Annotated in this window: 22 protein-coding genes; 5 read left to right on the top strand and 17 right to left on the bottom strand. The window is 38.9% G+C overall.

Translation table 11 applies throughout. From position 1 onward, the window contains the following. Window positions 1–100: 100 nt before the first annotated feature. Both FC82_RS12575 and FC82_RS12570 read left to right on the top strand, forming a co-directional pair. Window positions 101–526 (top strand): EutP/PduV family microcompartment system protein, encoded by a 426-nt coding sequence (locus FC82_RS12575; protein WP_054762603.1) that lies wholly within the window; start codon window positions 101–103, stop codon window positions 524–526. 48 nt (window positions 527–574) lie between these two features. Continuing rightward, the gene (locus FC82_RS12570; RefSeq protein WP_056997190.1) at window positions 575–1,021 is read left to right on the top strand and encodes a flavodoxin; all 447 of its coding nucleotides are present in this window, start codon (window positions 575–577) and stop codon (window positions 1,019–1,021) included. Window positions 1,022–1,162: 141 nt separating this feature from the next. On the opposite strand, the gene FC82_RS12565 is transcribed toward FC82_RS12570, so the two are convergent. From FC82_RS12565 to FC82_RS12485, 17 genes are all read right to left on the bottom strand, one after another. Further along, window positions 1,163–1,708, bottom strand: a complete 546-nt coding sequence (locus FC82_RS12565) for an NADPH-dependent FMN reductase (protein ID WP_056997189.1) — start codon at window positions 1,706–1,708, stop codon at window positions 1,163–1,165. Between the two features lie 116 nt (window positions 1,709–1,824). Then, a complete protein-coding gene (locus FC82_RS12560) occupies window positions 1,825–2,604 on the bottom strand; it encodes a tyrosine-protein phosphatase (RefSeq protein ID WP_056997188.1) in 780 nt (259 codons plus the stop codon). A gap of 84 nt (window positions 2,605–2,688) precedes the next feature. Further along, window positions 2,689–3,033, bottom strand: a complete 345-nt coding sequence (locus FC82_RS12555) for a BMC domain-containing protein (RefSeq protein ID WP_054762592.1) — start codon at window positions 3,031–3,033, stop codon at window positions 2,689–2,691. A 16-nt stretch (window positions 3,034–3,049) separates the two neighbouring features. Further along, complete coding sequence (locus FC82_RS12550) at window positions 3,050–3,250, bottom strand: hypothetical protein (RefSeq protein ID WP_054762590.1); 201 nt, start codon at window positions 3,248–3,250, stop codon at window positions 3,050–3,052. 4 nt (window positions 3,251–3,254) lie between these two features. After that, window positions 3,255–3,725 carry a GlcG/HbpS family heme-binding protein gene (locus FC82_RS12545; protein ID WP_056997187.1) on the bottom strand — a complete coding sequence of 157 codons (471 nt, stop codon included), beginning with the start codon at window positions 3,723–3,725 and terminating at the stop codon, window positions 3,255–3,257. Further along, complete coding sequence (locus FC82_RS12540; RefSeq protein WP_054762588.1) at window positions 3,718–4,305, bottom strand: cob(I)yrinic acid a,c-diamide adenosyltransferase; 588 nt, start codon at window positions 4,303–4,305, stop codon at window positions 3,718–3,720. The genes FC82_RS12545 and FC82_RS12540 overlap by 8 nt, the downstream gene beginning before the upstream one ends. 25 nt (window positions 4,306–4,330) lie before the next feature. Further along, complete coding sequence (locus FC82_RS12535) at window positions 4,331–4,600, bottom strand: EutN/CcmL family microcompartment protein (protein WP_056997186.1); 270 nt, start codon at window positions 4,598–4,600, stop codon at window positions 4,331–4,333. After that, window positions 4,588–5,091, bottom strand: a complete 504-nt coding sequence (gene pduM / locus FC82_RS12530; RefSeq protein WP_054762587.1) for a PduM family microcompartment protein — start codon at window positions 5,089–5,091, stop codon at window positions 4,588–4,590. The genes FC82_RS12535 and pduM overlap by 13 nt, the downstream gene beginning before the upstream one ends. Before the next feature lie 37 nt (window positions 5,092–5,128). After that, window positions 5,129–5,425, bottom strand: a complete 297-nt coding sequence (locus FC82_RS12525) for a BMC domain-containing protein (protein WP_054762584.1) — start codon at window positions 5,423–5,425, stop codon at window positions 5,129–5,131. A gap of 12 nt (window positions 5,426–5,437) precedes the next feature. Next, a complete protein-coding gene (locus FC82_RS12520; RefSeq protein WP_056997185.1) occupies window positions 5,438–6,010 on the bottom strand; it encodes a BMC domain-containing protein in 573 nt (190 codons plus the stop codon). A gap of 16 nt (window positions 6,011–6,026) precedes the next feature. Next, complete coding sequence (locus FC82_RS12515; RefSeq protein WP_054762582.1) at window positions 6,027–6,380, bottom strand: glycerol dehydratase reactivase beta/small subunit family protein; 354 nt, start codon at window positions 6,378–6,380, stop codon at window positions 6,027–6,029. Next, entirely contained in the window at window positions 6,373–8,217 is a 1,845-nt protein-coding gene (locus tag FC82_RS12510; protein ID WP_082620360.1) for a diol dehydratase reactivase subunit alpha, read from the bottom strand. The genes FC82_RS12515 and FC82_RS12510 overlap by 8 nt, the downstream gene beginning before the upstream one ends. A 22-nt stretch (window positions 8,218–8,239) precedes the next feature. Next, window positions 8,240–8,767, bottom strand: a complete 528-nt coding sequence (locus FC82_RS12505) for a diol dehydratase small subunit (protein WP_054762579.1) — start codon at window positions 8,765–8,767, stop codon at window positions 8,240–8,242. Between the two features lie 10 nt (window positions 8,768–8,777). Further along, a complete protein-coding gene (locus FC82_RS12500) occupies window positions 8,778–9,485 on the bottom strand; it encodes a propanediol/glycerol family dehydratase medium subunit (RefSeq protein ID WP_056997184.1) in 708 nt (235 codons plus the stop codon). A gap of 17 nt (window positions 9,486–9,502) precedes the next feature. After that, entirely contained in the window at window positions 9,503–11,179 is a 1,677-nt protein-coding gene (locus FC82_RS12495) for a propanediol/glycerol family dehydratase large subunit (protein WP_054762577.1), read from the bottom strand. 26 nt (window positions 11,180–11,205) lie between these two features. Beyond that, window positions 11,206–11,922 (bottom strand): propanediol utilization microcompartment protein PduB, encoded by a 717-nt coding sequence (gene pduB / locus FC82_RS12490; protein WP_054762575.1) that lies wholly within the window; start codon window positions 11,920–11,922, stop codon window positions 11,206–11,208. 110 nt (window positions 11,923–12,032) lie between these two features. Beyond that, window positions 12,033–12,311, bottom strand: a complete 279-nt coding sequence (locus FC82_RS12485; protein WP_048735679.1) for a BMC domain-containing protein — start codon at window positions 12,309–12,311, stop codon at window positions 12,033–12,035. 230 nt (window positions 12,312–12,541) lie between these two features. Here FC82_RS12485 and FC82_RS12480 point away from each other — a divergent pair, with 230 nt between their 5' ends. The 3 genes from FC82_RS12480 to FC82_RS12470 all read left to right on the top strand — a co-directional run bounded on the left by FC82_RS12480 (window position 12,542) and on the right by FC82_RS12470 (window position 16,104). After that, window positions 12,542–13,603, top strand: coding sequence for a helix-turn-helix transcriptional regulator (locus FC82_RS12480; protein WP_056997183.1), 1,062 nt, complete (start codon window positions 12,542–12,544; stop codon window positions 13,601–13,603). Between the two features lie 554 nt (window positions 13,604–14,157). Continuing rightward, complete coding sequence (locus FC82_RS12475) at window positions 14,158–14,916, top strand: glucose 1-dehydrogenase (protein WP_056997182.1); 759 nt, start codon at window positions 14,158–14,160, stop codon at window positions 14,914–14,916. An 81-nt stretch (window positions 14,917–14,997) separates the two neighbouring features. Next, window positions 14,998–16,104, top strand: coding sequence for a D-2-hydroxyacid dehydrogenase (locus FC82_RS12470; protein ID WP_082620359.1), 1,107 nt, complete (start codon window positions 14,998–15,000; stop codon window positions 16,102–16,104). Window positions 16,105–16,736 lie beyond the last annotated feature (632 nt).

The following is a 16,736-nucleotide window of genomic DNA, read 5'->3' as shown; positions in this document are numbered from 1 at the left end:
TCCATGGCCTATTTGTATAATTTGAACTTGTTGCACTTAGATTTTAAATCCGGGAACAATGCATTTTAACCCAAATACTTAATTATGGAGGCCTTTTATTATGAAAAAGGCAATGTTCATCGGCCCGATAGGTTGCGGCAAAACCACACTGATTCAACGTCTAAACGAAATGCAAATCAAGTATAATAAAACGCAAACAATCGAATACTACGACAATATTATCGATACACCAGGCGAATACGTGGAGCACCGGTTTATGTATTCAAATTTAATGACTTCAGCCATGGGGGCAGATGTTATTGTGTTAATGCAGAGTGCCACTGATCTGCGGGTGATTCTTCCCACCGGGTTTAGCTCCATGTTCAGCAGTCCGACCATCGGAATAGTGACCAAAACAGATATCGCTAAGAATGCGGACGTTGCAATCGTCAAAGACCGGTTAAACGATGCGGGCGCGGAGCCAATCATCTCCATCTCGTCCTATAATGACACCAATATTGATAAGGTATCCGCGCTCCTTGCCTAGATTAACAGCCCAGTCTCATTTAATAAAAAAACTAAGAGGGATTTATTTATGAACGCACACGTCGTATACGCTACAATTACAGGGAATAATGAAGACATAGCCGACATTATTTCTGATCAGCTCAAAAAACACGATATCGAAGTCATTGAGACCGAGATTTCGCAAACCGATGCTGCAGAACTTCAGGACGCCGACATCTGTGTCGTGTGCCCGTACACTTATGATGAGGGTTCCCTTCCAGAAGAAGGCATGGATTTTTACGATGATCTGCAGAATCTGGACCTGACAGGCAAAATTTACGGTGTTGCCGGCTCTGGTGACGTGTTCTACGGTGATGATTTTAACAAAGCAGTCGATGAGTACAGCGAGGCATTTAAGAGCGCTCAAGCGACCCAGGGCACTGAGAACGTTAAAATTGATTTGGAGCCCATCGAAGATGACGTTGAGACTCTGGCCAAATTTACAGACGCACTTGTGAGTGCTGCAAAAAAATAGCAAATGTTGTCTTAAATGCCTTTTAGTTTTTTGGCAGAATTGTACCCTAAAGATTCACAAGGAACCAAGATACAAAAATTCATCCCACAAAAAAAGCATGATGAACACTGTTCAGTAGCATCCACTATGCCTGTACTGTTCTTATTCATTTTGCCGTTTTTGAATGTAATAAACAAATTGTTTGAGTGTATCATCTAATTGCTTTGCAAGCTCTTGATTGATGAGTTCATTTTCTTTATTAAATAGTGCTTGAACTTTTCCGATGGTGATAAAATTATTGATTACATCCATCCCCATGTAGCGAAGCAGCTGCTGTATGTGTGCATTAGCATTAGCACCACCACGATCACCTGATGAATCAGTGAGGACCATGGCCGGTTTATTTGTAACGTGAGACTGCGGTACCGGAACAGACATAACATCAACCGCGTTTTTTAATCCTCCGGGAATAGAAAAATTATATTCCTGAGTTACAAAAATCAAAGCATCCATTTTATCAATCACGCTACGAAATACCTGCCACTCAAGAATTGAATTATCCTCTAAATCAGGATTATACAATGGTAAAATTTCATAATTTATCTGAAAAAAATGTACAGAAGTTTGATTGCTCATCAACCAATTTGCAATTTTCTGACTATATGACCGGCTACTCAAACTACCCACTAATACACCAATGTTTAACATACAGATCACTCCATAATATTTCTCAATAATTCTGTTGAATCTTTTAAGTCAAAATACCAAAGTGGCCAAGAATCAGTACCATCCTTTAAGCCTTTAAGAACTTCCTCAAAAAATGCTTAAGTCAAATAATTATCTCTAATTTGATTCAACACGGCATCGCTCAACCCTATCTGATTATGAAAAAACGAATCAAAACCACCATAATTATTAATAATCGAAATCACTAACTCAAAATATTCTTTGCGCACAGTCGAAAGATCAAAAATTGATTGTAAGTACGCCGGATTATTATTAACCGTTTTGGCCTCATTTAAACGATTATTGATTCTAATCGAAGAACACTCATTACTCAGGAGATAATCATTCATAATAGCTTTTTCTGGCACCCTTAAGATTGACAGAATAAAAATGCTTAATATACCCGTTCTATCCTTCCCAGTTGAACAGTGAAACAGAACGCCATTGGCCGACAGCTTCGACAAGGTTAAGAAAAAATGTCGATACGATAACCAAACGGTTGAATCTGTAAGCAATCGTTGATACGTTTGAACCATCTGATGATGTCCTGCTTTTTTATCCGTTAACTGCCCCACTAAATTCCTGACATTAACTGTACTCTCTGTTAAATCTTCATTCGAGATAGGCATTTTAATATACTGAATTCTATTATCGATTAAATCAGGAAATTTTCTGACTTCAAAAGGCGATCTAAGATCAATCACAGTTCTTATACCATAATCGTAAAGTTTTTTTTGATCTCTAAAATTAAGATCTGATAAATAACCCGCTCGTATTAAGCGTTTCGCTTTAACAGTCAAACCGTCACAAGTTGGATAGCATCCTAAATCACGACAATTAAAGCCTCTTTGTAAGCTTATTCCTCTTCCGGCTTTCATTGCCATTCCCCCTAAAGTTAAACCAGCAGGCACAAGTAAAAAGAGCCACCAAATATATAATAATTTGAGGCTCCTTCATTTAGATTAGGTTCTAGTAATCTCGGGAACATCAAATCCTAAAAGTTCATGCAGCTTATCAACAACGTCTTTCAAGGCAGACTCAACTTCAGAAACTTCACCGACAACAACTACGGACCCGCTAAATCGATCAATAAATCCAAGCGTGACATTACTTGATTTAGTAGCAATGTCTCCAGCAATAATTGCAGCCTCACTAGGTGTAATCGTTAAAATTCCCAGTGCATTTTTAGGTGTCTGAATGCCCAGTTTTTCATAAATATCGGGAGTGGGATTAGCAACAATATGTGCCAATGTAACCTGTTTACCCGGAACATATTCCTGGATTGTTCGCTCGATATCACGGCTCATAGTGTATCATCCCTCGCTATCCTATTCTACTTTTAACTTCCTCTGTAATATTGTCTAACAGAGAAGTATCATCCGAATCAGAAGAGGCAGTGTTGATCTTTGCTTCAACAGAATCCCGAACATCCTGTAAGAGCGGGGAAATATTGTCGTTTTTTTTATGTCCAATTTCTTGCTCTAAAATGTTTCGAACAACTTCTTCAATTTTTCCTTGATCCATATCTTTATTCACTTTCTTTCACAAAAGTATCGACAGCGGTTTCACAAATGGCCTGATCCTGCTTTACGGTTCCGCCACTGACACCAATAGCGCCAATAATGTGACCATCGACTTTTAAAGGAATTCCACCTCCAAATGAAGTCAATTTACCGCCCATCATAGTTTCAATTTGGTATAAATCAGCTCCGGGTTGGACCTCTTTTGATAAATTAATCGTGGCATCCATCATTGCTAGAGCGGACCATGCTTTTTTGCGTGCTAACGTGCTGCTTACTAAATTTGCATTAGGCATATGATAGCTCATTTGAACGACTTGATTATCACGCATAATGACAATCGTAACGCCAATGTCAAAATCATTTGCTCGATTCACCGCTGTTTGAATGACCTTTTCCATTTTTTCTAATGAAAAGAAATTTTGAGTTTGCTTTTTTAGTACGTTTTTAACTATTTGATTTAATTGATCATCATTCATCTTTTCGCACGTCCTCAATTTTAGAATAAGCCCGAATTACTTTATTAGTCACGTCATTAATCAAGTCTTCATAATCTTCCGATCTGGCCATAATGTACAAGAAATCAGAAAGGCGATTTATATATCTCTCTAACTCTGGACGAAAGCTGACATCTTTAGATAATTTCACAAATGATCTTTCAGCACGACGACAAATAGTCCGACAAACATGGAGTTGAGCACCTGCAACACTGGTACCTGGCAAGATGAAGCTTTGAATTGGAGGCAATTCATTAGTGTATCGATCAATTACATTTTCCAGTATATGAGTATCCTCATCATTGATGGACTTACTTTGATTTAGGAACTTCTTAGTGTCCTTAGTGGCAATTTCACCTTGGAGATAAAACATTTTATATTCAACAGCCTGTAAAAGTACTTTATTATCTGAATTGATACAAAATTTTTCTGCAAGACTAATATTTGCATTCAATTCATCAAAAGTTCCATAGGTCTCTACACGGACGGAATCCTTTTCAACACGCAAACCATCAAACAAGCTTGTCTTACCCTTATCACCGCCCTTTGTATAAATAGCCATAAGCGGAAGCCTCCTCACAACCAATCTATTTATCAAACCGATCAATTATGCCAACAATAGTGCAATCATTAACATCCGGAGCGTTGTTACCAGCACCGTTATCCGCCCTCCGAGCACCTGCACCTCTGACAACCAAGACGTTATCGCCAATACCTGCGTTAACAGTATCCGCAGCTACCTGCTCAAACCGAATGGGTTCTTGGTCTGAATCAATAGGGCGAACAATCATTAATTTTTTCCCGACCAGTGACTGATCTTTTTGGGTAGAAACAACGCTACCGATTACTTTAGCCATATACAATTTTCTTCAGTCCTAATCTTTAGTTTAATATGTTTCATATCACAGGTTTCTAAACCTTCATCAGTTAACGCTTGTCCAGTAGTTTTTATGAATATTGCGTTATCTGGTAATTGAGCTATTTCTTCTCTGGAAATAACCCTGTTAGAATTGGCAACAATCAGAGAATTCCGACCAACTATGAAATTGACTGGCCAATCCAAGACCATTAACCTAGGAATAAAGTTAACAATACTTTCATTGACCTTAAGGTAAAAATGAACATCTAAATTAATGCCATCTAATATCCACGATACCCAATCGTCATCGCAATTTAATGTGTACAACTCTTTAATAAATTGGACAGAAACATTTTCCAAGATCAAGCAACCATAATTAACAAATAACTGTTCACTCGGTGGAGATGGTAATTCATTAAGGAAAAGAATCTTGTTTGCTGCTTGTCTTTTCTTTAATTTCTCAATAACTTTATTTATTAAGTCATCCATCAGCACACCCCCAGTTTATTAAGTATGATTTAAATTGTTATTCTTCGGTAGTATCGGTTTCTGGAAGAGCTGGTAAAATGCTTTCAACCTCATCATGTGGACGTGGAATAACGTAAGATGAAACCACTTCTCCTACAGACTGTGCAGCTTGAACCCCTGCATCAACTGCTGATTTTACAGCACCCACGTCTCCTCTAATCATAACTGTCACAAGTCCGGCACCAATTTTTTCTTGACCAGTTAAAACAACGTTAGCTGCTTTAACCATAGAATCTGCAGCTTCAATTGAAGGAACAAGGCCCTTAGTTTCAATCATTCCTAAAGCATTATTCATCGTTTTTTCCTCCTATTTCTTCTTTAATTCATTATAGTGGATACACTTGTTGTGAGGTTCGCCCAATTTACGAGGACATTTGGGATCACCACATAAATTACAAGTGACCACTTCGTCAAAATGATTATCATCCTGTTCATCATCCGTCGAGACTTCACTAGTCTCGTTCGCCACATTCTCTGGCACTGCCGTGGACTTTAAAGCAGCACGCTCAACTTTTTTTGATTTTGATGCAGCGTGTGGCCCGAACATAGCTGATTCTTTCATCGAACCATCAGGATTATATTTTTCTGGATTGAAATTCTGTGGTGCGACATCACTAGCGCCTGAAGTGCCTAAACCATTAAGTCCTTCAGAGGGACTGCCGATAACAAGCCCAGCAATATATTCGTCAGGTAACGTTTGTTTAACAGTTTCTACCGCAACCTTAACTGAAGAAATATCCCCAGTGATTTCAAGGGTGATCCAACCATTATCAGCGTTCCTTATTCTATTCAAAGTAACATCACTTGTCTTTAACATACGATCAGCAGCAACCGTTGCACTAGATAAGCCATTGCATTCTACATATCCTAGCGCTTCCATGTTTTCACCTCCTAACTTATGATATTTTCTTAAATGGTATTCCCTTAACAAGCCGTGCAGCATTAGCACCTAACATGCGAAGTTTAAGGTCATCATTGATATTAATATCAAATAAAGGTTCCGATTCTGGTAAATTTTTGTAATGCACAATAAATCGATGATTATCATATGCAATGCCGACCGATAGTCGTGAAGACAATGCAGCTTGATAAGCTCGAGAAACAACATTATCAACGTGAATGTCTTCCAATGAAACCGGAATCTGTTCTTCTTCAATTCCGTTGAGAATTGGTTTTAACTTGCCACGTACAGAATCGGATGAACCATTAATTCCAATTACAATGGTCGGACGTTCAGGATTATCAGCCATTATTTTGCCCTCTCTCCTCTGCGTACCGAAGTACAAGACCAGTTGCCACTGCATTCCTTGGTCCCATAATACCTCGTACGTTCCCTCGACCGGAAACAAGGTTATAATGCGCCAACTGATCCGTAACAAGTTGTGGGATTTCAAAATCAAGTGCTGAACCGCCGACGATTACTACAAATGGAATATCACGGATACTTCCTGTAGGACTGACGTATTTCAGAGCTCGGATAGCGTTGGTAACGAAAACACGTTTCTTAGCACTTTGTCTGATAAGTTTTATCTTTTCAATGCTTGGATTACCAGTAACCGGTTCATATCCCTCTGGTTTAATCACAACCACTCTCGCAAATAGTTCAGACGGTAACGGTTTTTCAAAGAATTGAACAGAACCATCCTCATGTCGAAGTTGGAAAAGATTTTCAACCTTAGCTAATGGGTATCGTTTAATATCTTCAGCTAAATGAACATCAGAAAGACCAAGTTCGGAATTAATAATCATTGTGACCATGTCACCTGCACCCGCAAGATGAATAGCAACGGTTTGATCTTCTTTATTGATAATCGAAGCATCGGTAGAGCCGGCGCCAAAATCAAGAATTGCAATTGGTTTGGAAGTACCTGGCGTTGTTAACGCACCACGAATTGCTGATTCAACCTCCGCACCACCGATTTCAACTTTGGTGTTTAATTCTTTTTCGATTAACTTAGCAATTACTTCCATTTGCAGACGATCAGATTTAACCATTGCCGCGATACCCACAGCAGATTCGTTGGAAAATTCACCAGCTAATCCACCTTTAACCTTAACTGGAACTTGAGTATCAATCGCCAATAAATCTTGAATCGCAACATCTTTATTTTGCTTACCTGTCAAAGTTGCCATTGTCTGGCGTACCTTTTCGAGCATTCCGCCAATATTAGTTCCAGACTCACCCGTAATATCTTCAATATGTCGAAATTGAGAGATCTTTTTCATGATCGCCGCTGCGCCTTCAGACACACCGACTTCATCTTTTCCTGTATTGCCATTAATAATAATATTACCAGCAGGAATTACTCTTGCTTTGACGTCCCCTGCAGGTGTCTTAATAACAACTGCCGAGCGATTGCCAATCAATGCTCGTGATACAGGTACAATGTTTTTGGTTTCTTCAGACGTTAATTTAAATAAAGTTGCAATGCCATATGGGTTGGATAGTTGTGAAATAACTTGTCCAGGACCAGCCACCTCAACTGCAGCAAGCATGCGCGTTGGCACCTTATCAATCAGCGCAACTTCATCAACAATCGGTATTTTTGTGGTTAACCGATTGTCCACAAGCACCGCATCGTCATTTTGTAAAATAGCTGCTGAGATATGATATCCAGACTCACCATATGCGTTGATTAGCTTTGCACAATTTTCGAAATCGATGTCCTTAGACACAATGACAATATAGTCTCGATTTTTATCATTTTCAGAAACCAAGTCTAAAATTGGTATTGTCACGCCAGATCCAGTCCCAATTCCTCCCGGAGTATCAGGGTTATGGCCAATCATTGTTGATTCCGTAACAATCGTCTCTGTAATAGTCTCCATGGCTACATCACCAATAACTGGAGTGGCTTCGTTTATTCTAATTAAATCAATGTCAGAAATAGATAATTTTGCTTTATCTAAAACTTGATTGATTGAATCACGAATACCAATTAAATTTTCCTTGGTACCTTTGATACCTGTTGTTGCAGCTATCCCTGACTCAATAAAATTAGCCTCTCCAGTATCAGAAACATTAGCTAGTGCAACTTCAGTTGACGAATTTCCAATATCAACGCCAATAACTTTCTCAATTGCCATACCTAAACACCCTTTTCAGCTTCTATCTGTCTCCTTTTAACTTCTTACGGCTTGAATAGTATTTTGCAGCTTCTTCAAACCATGCAGCACAAATATTTGCATTATATTTAGACTTTAATTCTTCAGCGATTTGTAGTAATTCATCCTTGGTTGAACGGTATGGACGCAAAGCATTATACATTTCCAGCAAACGATCATCTGGGATTTTTGTTAACTCTGCTGCACGATCAAAATTCATTTGTAAGGTTTTTCGACCAGCTGCTCCTGCTACATCGCCCTGCATTTTAAGTGCGTCAGCCGTAATTCGTAAATCTTTACGATCGACTCTATTATTAGCAATATCATCTAGTGTGACATCATTTAATGACTTGCCAGATGGTGTTTTAATAATGTCGCGATGTTTTTGATAAAGCGGGTAATCCTCAACACCATATTGCTTACCAGCTGCACTTGAGCTGTCATTTGCTGTTCCGGTATATTGAGTAGACGCGGTATCAGAATTATCAACCTGTTTTAAAATATTTGATACTAATTCGTTAATATCACTCATGATACCCCTCCTATAGTGTTACCTTAATTTCTTCAGCAGATTTACCAGAAATCACTTGATGGGTTTCCCGAATGTGCAAAATTGCTGAGATTGCTTGGAAATTTGGCCGAGCCATTTGGTCATTAGGTTGTGAAACTGGCTCCGGTGAATCGCCCTTAGCATAGCGTGCCGCATTTTTACCGATTGCCCGGAACATTTCAGCATCGATAACTGGCGCTTCTGGGAATAATTCCAAATTATTCAACGCTTCTTGGTCTTTTTGGTGAATGATAACCGTACCCTTTGACTGAATCCCAATCGAAATACCGGAGCCTGAAAGGTGGTCTGCCTCCACAGCAAGGAATGAAACGTCGGAAGTGTCATACACTTTAATGATTCGTGCTTTTAATCCTTCTTCTTCGATCCCAGCAACCACTTGTCGCAGTGCTTCTTGGTGCGAAATACCTGATTCTGTCTTTGTCAGGACAGTCGCAAATGCCGGAGCCACTGCAATCACGATTTCATCTTTAGAATAGCCTGGTTTAGCTTGTCCTAAGGGTTGAAACCAATCAACATTATTTTCTGGGACTGCATGCACATTACCGGAAGCGTTTTCAGAAGAGCTTATATTATTAGCTTGTGTACTAGCTTTCTGGAAATTGATTGGTTTGTCGATATGAGTCTGTGCCAATACTTCACGTACAATTTGACGAACTAATTTTTCATCGATATCAGCCATAATAATAACTCCCTCCTTTACATGTCAAAATGTTCTGGGTCAATAACTTGTGGAATATCAGTAACTTTCTTCCACTCATCCGGATCGTTATAGATTCGATAACCAGTGCCTGGACCCTGATAATCATTACTCTCATTTACGGCTGATTGCACATTCCAATCCTCATCAAAGATTGCTGAAGTTTGAAGGTAGTCACCGACAACCTTTTGTTTTTGTAAATTAAGAATCGCATCCGCCACGTCCTTAAAATCACCATCAATAAGCGCCTTAATGACATCAACAGCAGTGATCCCGCGATCCATCATGTTTTGTGCTGCTTTCATATCAGCAACTTTATCACGTTTAGGCATATCCTCATGGACATCAGCATAAGCAGCAGCTTCTACTTCTTCGTCAGTAATAGTTGGGAGCCCTAAGCCTTTGAATACGACTTGTAATGCTTCAGCTGCTTTTCGACGAACGTTGATGGCATCCTCTTCTTTGATAGAGTGAATCCCAAATGATTGCCCATAATCTCGTGAAAGAAAATGAATATCATCGTAGTCATAGACATCTTCGTTTGAACCGGCAAAAGTGTTATCTGGATTTGGCTCGGCACCGAAACCTGAGCAAATAAAATCTGTACCGCCAATGAATTGCCCCATAAACCGCCAAGTACGACGCATAGAAGAGTGCGAGAATGATTGGTCACTCCCAGTTGCACTTTCAAGATCATACATCATTGCTAATAAGTTTTCGCCAAGAACCTCACGTAGCCCATTTGGCACTGCTGTCGGAATCGAAATACAGCTTAGTGATCCATTTTGAAGTCCTTGCACACCTGAAGCCTTAGATAATAAGATGCAACGAGCTTCAAGATACAGCATTGATTTCCCTTCAGGATAACCCATAAGAACTTCAGAACCTGAGCCAGAGGTAAACCGCATTTTAATACCACGAGAGGCGTAACATGAGGCTAAGAAACCCTTTGACCATGGTGTATCGTCCCCATCAGTAAATGAACGATCCGTCCCATAAACTGAAATAGTTTCTGCATAGGAAGTTAAACCACGCATCCCTAATTGCAACTCCGTGGATTCATCAACTGAACATTGGTGAAGCACACCCGGTCGACCGGTTTGAGAGCCTACGAGCACGGATAATGCATTAAAAGGCGCGTCACGACTGACAGCAGTTGTAGTTTCTTCTTCAGCAAAGCCTCTTAAAGCAGCCTCAGCTGCATCAGCCGCAAGTTCAACAGGATTGTCGATATAATTTGTAACGTGACACTGGTTTGCTGGCTTACGACGTTCACGCATTTTCTTTGCGCCCATAATCATTTCACCAAAATCAAGTTGATTAATGACATCTTGACCTTTGGCCGGCGTCATAGCGGTCGTATATGCCAAAACATCTTGGTGTGAGATGTTAGGATCAATTAACATCTTTGCAATCTTAGTCGAGTCTGTAGCCATGACTTTTTCAGCATTATCAATATTAATACCATAGTTTGCGATATACATATCGATAAGATCAAAGTCTTCACGCTTTTTACCATCCATTTCGGTAATGATGCCATTATCTACTTTTATGCTTGGTTCAGGATCGTTAGGACTCTTCATCGCAACGAAACCTTCCTCAGGCCATTCCTTCACAATGACATCTTTGTTAATTGGACGTTTCTCTAATTTTTCAAATCGTTTTTGACGTTTCATTAATCATTCCTCCTGGTATAAGAATCTTAATGAATATAAGAAGGGTAGTCGTTTTTCGGCTTATCTCCCATTTGTCCCAACAGCTCTAATCCACGTTCACGTCCTGCAATAACAGCCTGACGTACGGCGCCTGAGTCACCACTAATTAACAAGGTCCCTTCATTTGAAGGACTGCTGTTGTGACTAGGGGTTGCAACTGCAATCGCTTTGACACCAGCGGTTTTTAAAGCCGTATCCGCCATAACAATACCGATTGCTGCAGGGCAAGCGTTCAATATACCAAAAGCCTTACCCTCATCCGCGCCCAAGGCCTGAGTAAGCGCACCCGCGGCTCGAGCTGTGTACTGTAATTCAATGTACCCAGCATCATTTCCATACACATCGCCAAAGTAATGATGAAGGTTTTCGAATGTCACTTTGATGGCTTGACGAACGTCTGAAGGATCATAACCGCCAATAACGATCATGCAACCTTGCCCCCCACCGCCTTTAGTATCGTTAGTCCATTCAACGTCAATACATTCGGTATTCGTGGACTTAATACCTTCATCCATAGAAAACAATTGTGGCCCGCCACCTGTACGATCACTAACAATGCCAATAACCGAATACTTTTTCTTAACATGCATTTTTTCTAGAAGTTGTGGGTCAACGTTAGGAATACACAACCCAATGGTATCCCCTGCCGGGTCAGCACCAACAAATTCTGGCGCAACGCTGGTGGAATTTAAAAAGTCAATCATATGACCGCCTCCTGGTAGTTATTACGGAGATTTTCCAATAATATCATGTGTTAACAAAAAAGATTCTTATTTGTCCTTCACTCAAACAAAATAAGAATCTTTTTCGAAGATTATTCTTTGTGAGGAAGAATCTTTTCAACATCAGTATGAGGGCGTGGAATAACGTAGCTTGAAACTACTTCGCCGACATTTCCAGCTGCTTGAACACCTGCATCAACAGCCGCCTTAACAGCTCCAACATCGCCACGAACCATGGCAGTAACAAGTCCTGCCCCAATTTTTTGTTGCCCAATTAAGGCTACATTAGCGGCCTTAACCATTGCATCTGCTGCTTCAATAGAAGGTACTAAACCCCGCGTTTCAATCATTCCAAGTGCTTCTTGTTCCATGTTGAAAGCCTCCTAAAATTGATAAGATAGCGCTTTTGAAAGCGCTTGCTTTTTCACTACATGCTTATTATATAACAAGTGATTTTCATTTTATTGATGTTTTTCATTTCTAAATTATGGTAATTATCAAAATGTTATATCTTTTAGATGACAGATATTTGATTTTTGTCAAAATATAAGATATTGTGGTTTCATGAAAAGGACCAATATACCAAAAAGGAGATTTTTTTATGAATTTTCCTTCACAAGAGAGTCACTATATCAGAATCAAGAGAATCCTGTCTCTTTTTAACCAGTTAACAAAGACACATCTTTCTTTTGTTGACACATCGTTACACCTAGTATCCAGTGATGGTCTATTGTTAGATTCTACAAAAATTGTTTCTTTTTTTTACAAAAAGGGACCATCTTTGTTCTTTCCACTAATCACTAATGATCAATTTAATGGCATGTTTATTGTCAATAAAAATAGTATTCCAGTAAATGTAACAACGCTCTATCAAGAAGCTTTACACAGTATTTCTTTAAACGTTCTTAGTGCTTACTATCAGAAGATTGATATTTTATCCCCCCTGGCAAAAGACGAATTGGAAAAAGGCGGCAAACTGTTCAGTCTTATTGCCTCGGGACTGGCTAGCAAAAACAAGATTTCAACTAGCAAATTTGAGAACTCAAGCGATTTCGAAAATAGCGATGGTGTCAACAACATCGACATTGCGCTTACTTACATTGAACATAATATTGACCAAAAGCTAACTCTGGTTAATGTTTCCAAAAATTCTTACTTGTCACCGGCATACCTAAGCAGATTATTTAAAGAGTACTTTAAAATCAATTTTTCCAACTATATCCGCGCCAGAAAAATAGCACTCGCGCAGACCCAACTTATCTCAACAGATGAACCTATTGATAAAGTGTCGAGAAAAATAGGCTTTTCAAGAGCAAACTATTTTAATAAAGTTTTTAAAGAAACTACCAACCTAACGCCATTACAATTTAGAAAAATGTATACTGGTGCAAAAAAAATATATACCATTCACAGAGAGTTAGAATGGAATGACAACATCTCTGTATACGCAGTCTCACGGCAATATTTTCAAAAACAAGGTGTTACTCTAAAGGAAGAAATCATCAATGGCTATCCCTGCCTGACATCAATAGATGGCTTATCATCGCCTGATAACAAAAATGGATGGATCTATTTAATCGATGGTGTGCAACCCCAAACACTTCCCAGTGAATCCTATGTAAAAGATAAATCAGTCATTCAGTGGATTTTCGTTACTCTTTAGTCCCAATCTGAAACGTTATTCTAATGAAGAAAATAAAATGAAATTATTGCTTTCAAGGTTATTATGAGATAGTTTGTGTAAACACAAACAATAAAAATGCCTTTTTGAAAAAATTACCAACAAAAGCAATATAGTGTAAATTCACAAAAAGGAATTATTCTGTTGTGAAAAACTGAATTGATTCCACTTTTTGATATCTTGAGCCGAAAGTTAATTTAGAGGCTTTAATCAAGAGAACTACTGACATTAATAAATGCGACATAATGATTATTGCTTTTTGCAAAAGTGCTGATTAAGAAAAAATTAAACCACATTTTATTCACATGCGGTTCGTTTTCGATAAGTAATTTCGTCACTTGTGTTCTTGAATAGCAATATTTAACAATGGCCGAACAAAACTTATCAATTCAAAAATGTTTGTAATGATTTTAACAAAAATAAGCATTTCAAAATTATGAAAGCGCTTTACACACTTTGAAGACGTGCTATATAATGTTTTTGTAATATATTTTAACAACAACTATGTAATGAATTTCGAAATGGAGGCTTTTTAAATGGGACGCTTGCAAGGTAAGGTCGCGTTAGTTACTGGTGGGTCAAAAGGAATCGGTAAAGCCATTGTTGAACGTTTTGCCGAAGAGGGCGCAAAAGTTGTCTTTACAGCCATTGAAAAAGAGGCAGGCGAAGACTTGGAAAAAGAACTTATTCCCAACCGACTTGTATTTATGCAGCAGGATGTATCAAAAAAGGCTGATTGGGAACGGGTCATCAAAGCAACATTAGCCAAATTCGGAAAAATTAATATCATCGCCAACAATGCCGGAATTGGTTTGTATGCTGACATTGAGGAAATGGACGAAAAGAACTGGAATGCCACAATTGGCGTCAACCTTACTGGAACCATGTGGGGTGTGAAATATGGTATCAAAGCTATGAAGGAAAACCACGAAAAGAATTCTATTATAAATCTTTGCTCGGTTGAAGGTTTAATTGGTGATCCTGACTTGCTTGCTTACAACGCCTCCAAAGGTGGCGTACGCCTATTAACAAAATCTGCAGCCTTGGATTGTGCTCGAAAAGGTTACGATATCCGAATCAACTCAGTTCACCCTGGCTACGTTGACACACCATTAGTTGCAAACCTCGAAAAAACTGATCCAAAGGTCAAAGACCACTTGGTTTCATTACACCCTATGGGTCGGCTTGCAAAACCAGTTGAAGTAGCAAACATGGCCTTGTTTCTTGCATCAGACGAATCATCGTTCAGCACTGGTTCCGAATTTTTAGTCGATGGTGGATACACCGCCCAATAATTATTTCTAAAAAGTACGATGATTGTTTTTTGAAATTTTACTTTTTATATTCTTACCGAACAATAGAAATGAGGAATTTTAATGTCAGATGTAAATGAAGATTTAATTAGAGAAGTTGTTAAACAAGTTCTAGCTGCTTCAGGGTCTAATACGGATTCGGATGCTGCAAAAGGCTTTAATTCAACAAACGGCAAAAAAATCTTTGCTTTCAGTATTCGTAAAGATGAAGAACCATATCTTAGAGAATGGGCCAGTAAGCATCCAAAGATAGAGGTCGGTTATACTGATGAGTTGCTTTCTGCTGAAACGGCTAAATACGCTAAAGGGGCTGATGGTGTGGTTGTCTATCAACAACTTGACTACACCGCTGACACTTTACAAGCACTGGCTGATCAAGGAATCACTAAAATGTCACTCCGAAATGTTGGCGTGGATAATGTTGACATGGATAAAGCTAAGGAATTAGGTTTCCAAATTACTAATGTCCCAGTTTACTCACCAAATGCTATCGCAGAACATGCTGCAATTCAAACTGCTCGTATTCTTCGCCAAACGAAGGTACTAGACACGAAGATTGCGAACGGCGATCTTCGTTGGGCACCAACGATTGGTCGCGAGGTTCGTGATCAAACAGTTGGGGTAATTGGAACTGGACATATCGGACAGGTCTACATGCAAATCATGAAGGGATTCGGCGCTAAAGTTATTGCTTATGATCCATACGAAAATCCAGAGTTAAAGAAAAAAGGTTACTATGTCAATAGTCTGGATGATATATATGCCCAAGCTGATGTGATTTCACTACATGTCCCCGCTACAAAAGAGAATGCGCATATGATTAACAGCACTTCCATTGCCAAGATGAAGGACGACGTTGTTCTGGTTAACTGCTCACGTGGCGCACTTGTTGACACTGATGCTGTGGTTAAAGCACTTGATAGTGGTAAGGTGTTTGGTTTTGTAATGGATACTTATGAAGATGAGGTCGGTATTTTCAATGCTGATTGGCGTAACAAGAGTTTCCCTGACAATCGTCTCAAAGATTTAATTCAACGGCAAAATGTACTTGTCACCCCTCATACGGCATTCTATACGACACACGCAGTTCGAAACATGGTTCTGAAAGCCTTTGATAATAATTGCGAGTTAATCAATGGCAAAACTGCTGATACACCTGTAGAAGTTTAATCATACGATTTTATTTTCGATCACTATGCACTAAAAATTAAAAACGAGCGCTATCAGATTTGATAGCACTCGTTTTTAAATAATGATTTTACCAATAATAAATTATGAATATTCGATTATTAAAACTTGTTTGAGCCAACAACAGCATGCATAACATTTAGAAGCACTTATAGGAACTACTTAAAAATAACGAAATTATTCACAAATTCAAAAACATTTGGAAAAAGCAACCTTGACAAAAACAAAAATGAGCTGTCGGGAAACACGCTCCATTACAAATCATCGTATCTCTAACGCTGACTTAAATGAGCTTCAAACAGTATTTGGCGGTAGAATTTTATCACTCGTGTACGATATATTTCTTCAGTTTCAGCTTCCCATGTGTCCTGCTAAATACAGGTAACTGCACCCTTGGATCATATTCAATTCATTGCATCATTCGGATTACAGGATGCTATGGTATTTGAATCATTTGTGACTGGTACAAGCATGGTTCGATGGAAGCATTTGTAAAAAGAATGTGGGGAACATTTAATGCCCAGGAAAATGTTTCTGGGGTTTACATGCTTTGTTACTTTCCCGGATTTAAAATCTAAGTGCAACAAGTTCAAATTATACAAATAGGCCATGGA

The organism is Secundilactobacillus collinoides DSM 20515 = JCM 1123 (genome assembly GCF_001435975.1).
Taxonomy (GTDB): Bacteria; Bacillota; Bacilli; order Lactobacillales; family Lactobacillaceae; genus Secundilactobacillus; species Secundilactobacillus collinoides.
The sequence above is the reverse complement of the archived record's forward strand: the minus strand, read 5'-3'. Positions and strand labels throughout refer to the sequence as shown.

What these genes read in the sequence shown, in the direction of transcription:
- FC82_RS12575 (WP_054762603.1), top strand. Translation starts at nt 101, where the DNA reads ATGAAAAAGGCAATGTTCATCGGCCCGATAGGTTGCGGCAAAACCACA.
- FC82_RS12570 (WP_056997190.1), top strand. Translation starts at nt 575, where the DNA reads ATGAACGCACACGTCGTATACGCTACAATTACAGGGAATAATGAAGAC.
- FC82_RS12565 (WP_056997189.1), bottom strand. Translation starts at nt 1,708, where the DNA reads ATGTTAAACATTGGTGTATTAGTGGGTAGTTTGAGTAGCCGGTCATAT.
- FC82_RS12560 (WP_056997188.1), bottom strand. Translation starts at nt 2,604, where the DNA reads ATGAAAGCCGGAAGAGGAATAAGCTTACAAAGAGGCTTTAATTGTCGT.
- FC82_RS12555 (WP_054762592.1), bottom strand. Translation starts at nt 3,033, where the DNA reads ATGAGCCGTGATATCGAGCGAACAATCCAGGAATATGTTCCGGGTAAA.
- FC82_RS12550 (WP_054762590.1), bottom strand. Translation starts at nt 3,250, where the DNA reads ATGGATCAAGGAAAAATTGAAGAAGTTGTTCGAAACATTTTAGAGCAA.
- FC82_RS12545 (WP_056997187.1), bottom strand. Translation starts at nt 3,725, where the DNA reads ATGAATGATGATCAATTAAATCAAATAGTTAAAAACGTACTAAAAAAG.
- FC82_RS12540 (WP_054762588.1), bottom strand. Translation starts at nt 4,305, where the DNA reads ATGGCTATTTATACAAAGGGCGGTGATAAGGGTAAGACAAGCTTGTTT.
- FC82_RS12535 (WP_056997186.1), bottom strand. Translation starts at nt 4,600, where the DNA reads ATGGCTAAAGTAATCGGTAGCGTTGTTTCTACCCAAAAAGATCAGTCA.
- pduM (WP_054762587.1), bottom strand. Translation starts at nt 5,091, where the DNA reads ATGGATGACTTAATAAATAAAGTTATTGAGAAATTAAAGAAAAGACAA.
- FC82_RS12525 (WP_054762584.1), bottom strand. Translation starts at nt 5,425, where the DNA reads ATGAATAATGCTTTAGGAATGATTGAAACTAAGGGCCTTGTTCCTTCA.
- FC82_RS12520 (WP_056997185.1), bottom strand. Translation starts at nt 6,010, where the DNA reads ATGGAAGCGCTAGGATATGTAGAATGCAATGGCTTATCTAGTGCAACG.
- FC82_RS12515 (WP_054762582.1), bottom strand. Translation starts at nt 6,380, where the DNA reads ATGGCTGATAATCCTGAACGTCCGACCATTGTAATTGGAATTAATGGT.
- FC82_RS12510 (WP_082620360.1), bottom strand. Translation starts at nt 8,217, where the DNA reads ATGGCAATTGAGAAAGTTATTGGCGTTGATATTGGAAATTCGTCAACT.
- FC82_RS12505 (WP_054762579.1), bottom strand. Translation starts at nt 8,767, where the DNA reads ATGAGTGATATTAACGAATTAGTATCAAATATTTTAAAACAGGTTGAT.
- FC82_RS12500 (WP_056997184.1), bottom strand. Translation starts at nt 9,485, where the DNA reads ATGGCTGATATCGATGAAAAATTAGTTCGTCAAATTGTACGTGAAGTA.
- FC82_RS12495 (WP_054762577.1), bottom strand. Translation starts at nt 11,179, where the DNA reads ATGAAACGTCAAAAACGATTTGAAAAATTAGAGAAACGTCCAATTAAC.
- pduB (WP_054762575.1), bottom strand. Translation starts at nt 11,922, where the DNA reads ATGATTGACTTTTTAAATTCCACCAGCGTTGCGCCAGAATTTGTTGGT.
- FC82_RS12485 (WP_048735679.1), bottom strand. Translation starts at nt 12,311, where the DNA reads ATGGAACAAGAAGCACTTGGAATGATTGAAACGCGGGGTTTAGTACCT.
- FC82_RS12480 (WP_056997183.1), top strand. Translation starts at nt 12,542, where the DNA reads ATGAATTTTCCTTCACAAGAGAGTCACTATATCAGAATCAAGAGAATC.
- FC82_RS12475 (WP_056997182.1), top strand. Translation starts at nt 14,158, where the DNA reads ATGGGACGCTTGCAAGGTAAGGTCGCGTTAGTTACTGGTGGGTCAAAA.
- FC82_RS12470 (WP_082620359.1), top strand. Translation starts at nt 14,998, where the DNA reads ATGTCAGATGTAAATGAAGATTTAATTAGAGAAGTTGTTAAACAAGTT.